The organism is Escherichia sp. 93.1518 (genome assembly GCF_013368915.2).
Taxonomy (GTDB): domain Bacteria; phylum Pseudomonadota; class Gammaproteobacteria; order Enterobacterales; family Enterobacteriaceae; genus Escherichia; species Escherichia ruysiae.
The window spans coordinates 1-298 of record NZ_JABWMT020000121.1; the positions used below are offsets into that span (position 1 = coordinate 1).

The 298-nt window shown below is 47.0% G+C and carries 1 tRNA gene; it reads left to right on the forward strand.

The window, feature by feature from the left end:
* Positions 1 to 96: 96 nt before the first annotated feature.
* Positions 97 to 172, forward strand: a tRNA-Glu gene (locus tag HEN21_RS22715).
* The last annotated feature ends 126 nt before the right edge of the window (positions 173 to 298 follow it).

Below are 298 nucleotides of genomic sequence, written 5' to 3' on the forward strand. Positions count from 1 at the left end.
TCACCTCCTTACCTTAAAGAAGCGTTCTTTGAAGTGCTCACACAGATTGTCTGATAGAAAGTAAAAAGCAAGGCGTCTTGCGAAGCAGACTGATACGTCCCCTTCGTCTAGAGGCCCAGGACACCGCCCTTTCACGGCGGTAACAGGGGTTCGAATCCCCTAGGGGACGCCACTTGCTGGTTTGTGAGTGAAAGTCGCCGGCCTCTGTATCTCAAAACTCACTTACGAGTGATGTTTGAGATATTTGCTCTTTAAAAATCTGGATCAAGCTGAAAATTGAAACACTGAACAACGAAAG